Raw genomic sequence first — 4,233 nt, forward strand, 5'->3', positions numbered from 1 at the left:
GCGTCGTCCGCCGTCTCAGGCCGCCGCAGATCCACACGGCCCCCGGTCCGGGCACTGCTCGGCGGCCTGCTGGCCCAGGCGATGCGCGACCCCGAGACGCGGGCGCGGCTGCGCTCGCGGTTCCGCGAGCCGTTCCTCCGGGAGGCCCTGGCGGATCCTGCCGGGGACGCCGACCTGGACCCCGCTGCGGTCGACCTTGCCTTCGACCTGGTCGTCGGCACGCTGCTGCACCGGCTGGCGACGGTGGGCGACGTCAGCCAGGCCGAGCTGGAGGCCATCCTGGGGGCCGCCGTCGGTCTGCTTTCGGCGCGGCCCGCGTCCGGGTGAAGCCCGAGGCGGCCTCTCGGGCCCGCAGCCTCTCGGAGATCGCCGCCACGCGCCGGGAGCCGGCCGACGTGCCCCGTCAGCCTCCGAACACCGCGCGCAGCACCGTCACGCCGATGGCGCCGATCACCGCGGCGGCCGGGAGGGTGATGACCCAGGCCAGCGCGATCGGCTTCATCAGATTCCAGTTCGCTGCCCGGTTCACGATGCCCACGCCGAGCACCGCGCCGATCAGGATGTGGGTGGAGGACACCGGCAGTGCCAGCATGGATGCGGCCATGACGACGCCCGCCGCGGCGAGCTCGGCGGTGAAACCGGAAGCCGGGTGCATCTCGGTCAGCCCGGTGCCGACGGTCTTGATCACGTTGCGGCCGATGAACCACAGACCGCAGACCAGGCCGATGCCACAGGCCAGCATCAGGGCGCCGGGCACGGCGGCTTCGGCGTTGATCTGGTCGGTGCGGAGCACGTCCACGATCGCCGCGAACGGACCCACCGCGTTGGCGATGTCGTTCGAGCCGTGGCTGAAGGCGAACGCGGAGGCCGTGAACACCTGCATCCAGCTGAACAGTAGGTAGGTGGACCGGGACAGGGACTGCTTCTTCAGGGTCTTGGCGAGGATGAACACGGCCATCCACACCGCGGCACCCACCATGAGCATGATGAGGATGTTGCCGACGTTGTCGATGTTCAGATCCAGGTTCTTCAGACCCTTGAACAGCAGCATCGAGGAGATGACGATCGAACCGCCGGCCGCCAGCAGCGGCACCCAGACCTCCAGCGCGTGCTGCGAGTTGACCTCGTCCTCCTTGGACTCGATCGCATCCATCTCGCGGTAGTAGTCCGACTCCAGCTCGTCCGGATCGTAGTCGTGGCCGGAGGACTTCGTGGCGGCGTCGCGGGCCATGGCGTTGGTGTAGGCGATCTGCTGCACCTCGGAGAGGCGCTCGAACGCCGTCTTGTGCTTCTTCCGCAGCTCGATGCGCTCCAGCCGCAGCTCGCGCATCTTGGTGTCGGCCTCCTCGTTATAAGCGAGGATGTGCTTCTTGATCGCCCGGTACAGGACCCAGGCGACGAGACCACCCAGCGCGGGGGAGAGGACCCAGGACAGAGCGATCTTGCCGATCTCGCCCCACTGCACCATTTCGAAGCCGCCCGCGCCGGTCTGCAGGCCCAGGGTCACCGCCGCGCCGACGATGCCGCCGACGATCGAGTGCGTCGTGGAGACCGGCCAGCCCATCTTGGTGGCGATGAGCAGCCAGACCGCGGCCCCGATCAGAGCCGCCAGCATGATGAACACGAAGTCCATCGGCGGCAGCGCCACGCTCTCGAGGTCCACGATGCCGCTGCGAACGGTCTCGGTGACCTCACCGCCGGCGATCACGGCGCCGCTGACCTCGAAGACCGCGGCCACCAGCAGGGCCTGCTTCAGGGTCAGCGTGCCGGCGCCCACCGAGGTGCCGAACGAGTTCGCGACGTCATTGCCGCCGATGTTGAAGGCCATGAACAGGCCCACGACGATCGTGGTGATCAGCAGTGCCGTGTGGGCGGTGTCGGTGTAGCCGAGGGCCCAGGAGATGCAGAGGGCGAGCGCACCGACGGTGAGCACACCGAAGGCGAGGTGCCAGGTGGTGTCGGGCCCCAGGAAACCGCTGCGCTGCAGCTCCGGGGCTTCGGTGGTGGAGGAGGACATGACGGGTCCCTTCTGCTTGGAGTCGGCCCCACTGGTCGGGGGGGGAGACCACGCTCGAGATCTTCGGGCAGGGACCTGACGCCGTCGTGACGGCCGGCTTGCGCGTACGTGAACCGCCTTTGACGGGCCCGAGTCCTGCGCCCGCGGGCGGGTTCGCCGTCGGTGTGGTGTGAGGCTGGTGGGCACCGTCACCCTTGCCCGAGATTCGGTTGTGCACGACCATGAGAGTGCAGTCCCCACCAACGAAAGGGCCCCAGACATGTCCCGCATCCTGATGATCCTCACCTCGCACGACCAGCTGGGCGACACCGGCCGCAAGACCGGGTTCTGGCTCGAGGAGTTCGCCTCGCCCTACTACGTCTTCACGGACGCCGGCCACGAGGTCACCCTCGCCTCGCCCCGCGGCGGCCAGCCGCCCATCGACCCGACGAGCTCGCAGCCGGAGATGCAGACCGACGCCACCCGCCGGTTCGACCAGGACGAGGAGGCCAAGGCCGCCCTGGCCCACACCACGCCCCTGGCCCAGGTGGACGTGGACGGGTTCGACGCCGTCTTCTACCCGGGCGGTCACGGCCCGCTGTGGGACCTGGTGTCCGACGCCGACTCCCAGCGGATCATCCGCGACAGCGACGCGGCCGGGCGCCCGCTCGGACTCGTCTGCCACGCGCCCGGGATCCTGCACCCGATCACCGCCGCCGACGGCACCCCGTTCGTGCGCGGCCGTCAGGTCGCCGGGTTCACCAACGGCGAGGAGGAGGCCGCCCAGCTGACGGACGTCGTCCCGTTCCTCGTCGAGGACTCCTTGATCGCCGCCGGCGCGGACTACCGCAAGGGCCCGGATCAGGAGAGCTTCGTGGTCACGGACGGCACCCTGGTGACCGGCCAGAACCCGGCCTCCTCCGCCGACGCCGCCCGCCGCCTCCTGGACCTGCTCGCGCGCTGACCCCCGCCGAGCCCGCCGCTTCGACCCCGAGGAGACCACCATGAGCACCCCCACCCGCACGCGCGAGATCCACCTCGCCTCCCGCCCCCACGGCGCCCCAACGCCGGAGAACTTCCGCCTCACGGAGGTCGAGCTCCCCGAGCTCGCCGAGGGCCAGGTCCTCGTGCGCAACACCGTGATGTCCGTGGACCCGTACATGCGCGGCCGCATGAACGACGTCGAGTCCTACGTGCCCCCGTTCCAGCTCGACGCCCCCCTCGACGGCGGCGCGGTGGGCACCGTGACCGCCTCGCGCCACGCGGACGTGCCGGAGGGCACGTCCGTGCTCCACGGCCTCGGCTGGCGCGAGCACGCCGTCCTCGACGGCGACACCGTCCAGGCCGTCGACACCTCCCAGTTCTCGGACAGCACCTACCTGGGCGTGCTGGGCATGACGGGTCTGACCGCCTACACCGGCCTCGTGCACGTGGCGAGATGCAGGAGGGCGACGCCGTGTTCATCTCGGGCGCCGCGGGGGCGTCGGCTCGGCCGCCGGCCAGATCGCCCGCCTGCTGGGCGCCTCGCGCGTCGTCGGCTCGGCGGGCACGCCCGAGAAGGTGGCGCGGGTGAAGGAGCTGGGCTTCGACGCCGCGTTCGACTACCACGACGGCTCGCCCACCGATCTGCTGGCCGAGGCGGCGCCGGAGGGCATCGACGTCTACTTCGACAACGTGGGCGGCGACCACCTCGAGGCCGCCATCGCCGCGCTGCGGGTCGACGGCCGCGTGGCGATGTGCGGCGCGATCGCCCAGTACAACTCCACGGAGCCGCCGGCCGCCCCGCGCAACCTCGCCCTGGCGATCGGCAAGCGCCTGACCCTGCGCGGTTTCGTCCTGCAGAAGTACTCTGCGCAGGTCCGCCCCGAGTTCCTGGAGCGTGTGGGCCCGTGGGTCGCCGCCGGGAAGATCCAGTGGGACGAGACCGTCCGGGAGGGTCTGGAGAACGCACCCCAGGCGTTCATCGACCTGCTCGAGGGCGCCAACACGGGGAAGATGGTCGTCCGCCTGTGACGAGCGACGGCGCGCTCGGGGGCGGCGTGGACGCCTTCCGGCACCAGGGCCTGACCTTCGACGTCCGCGACGGCGGCCGGCGAGGGGGAGGTGGTCCTGCTGCTGCACGGCTTCCCGCAGGACGCCACGTCCTGGAGGCACGTCGAGCCGCTGCTGCACGCCGCGGGGCTGCGCACCCTCGCCCCCGACCAGCGCGGCTACTCCCCGGGGGCCGCTCCGCGGGC

At 71.1% G+C, this 4,233-nt stretch carries 3 protein-coding genes and 2 pseudogenes; 4 read left to right on the forward strand and 1 reads right to left on the reverse strand.

Going from position 1 to position 4,233, the window contains the following annotated elements; all coding sequences use genetic code 11:
* A partial coding sequence (locus tag AC2W7A_RS09920) for a TetR/AcrR family transcriptional regulator C-terminal ligand-binding domain-containing protein (RefSeq protein ID WP_485991216.1) occupies positions 1–327 on the forward strand: 327 nt, incomplete at its 5' end.
* Positions 328–403: 76 nt separating this feature from the next.
* Here the strand turns inward: AC2W7A_RS09920 and AC2W7A_RS09925 are convergent.
* Positions 404–2,017, reverse strand: a complete 1,614-nt coding sequence (locus AC2W7A_RS09925; protein WP_485991217.1) for an inorganic phosphate transporter — start codon at positions 2,015–2,017, stop codon at positions 404–406.
* 259 nt (positions 2,018–2,276) lie between these two features.
* Between AC2W7A_RS09925 and AC2W7A_RS09930 the strand changes: the two genes are divergently transcribed.
* The 3 genes and pseudogenes from AC2W7A_RS09930 to AC2W7A_RS09940 all read left to right on the forward strand — a co-directional run.
* Positions 2,277–2,960 (forward strand): type 1 glutamine amidotransferase domain-containing protein, encoded by a 684-nt coding sequence (locus AC2W7A_RS09930; RefSeq protein ID WP_485991218.1) that lies wholly within the window; start codon positions 2,277–2,279, stop codon positions 2,958–2,960.
* A 40-nt stretch (positions 2,961–3,000) separates the two neighbouring features.
* Positions 3,001–4,009 (forward strand): annotated as a pseudogene (locus AC2W7A_RS09935) (NADP-dependent oxidoreductase).
* Positions 4,006–4,233: pseudogene (locus AC2W7A_RS09940) on the forward strand (alpha/beta fold hydrolase); the annotation flags it as partial. The pseudogenes AC2W7A_RS09935 and AC2W7A_RS09940, both read left to right, overlap by 4 nt.

It is taken from the genome of Micrococcus sp. LASM2_SD2 (genome assembly GCF_057364565.1).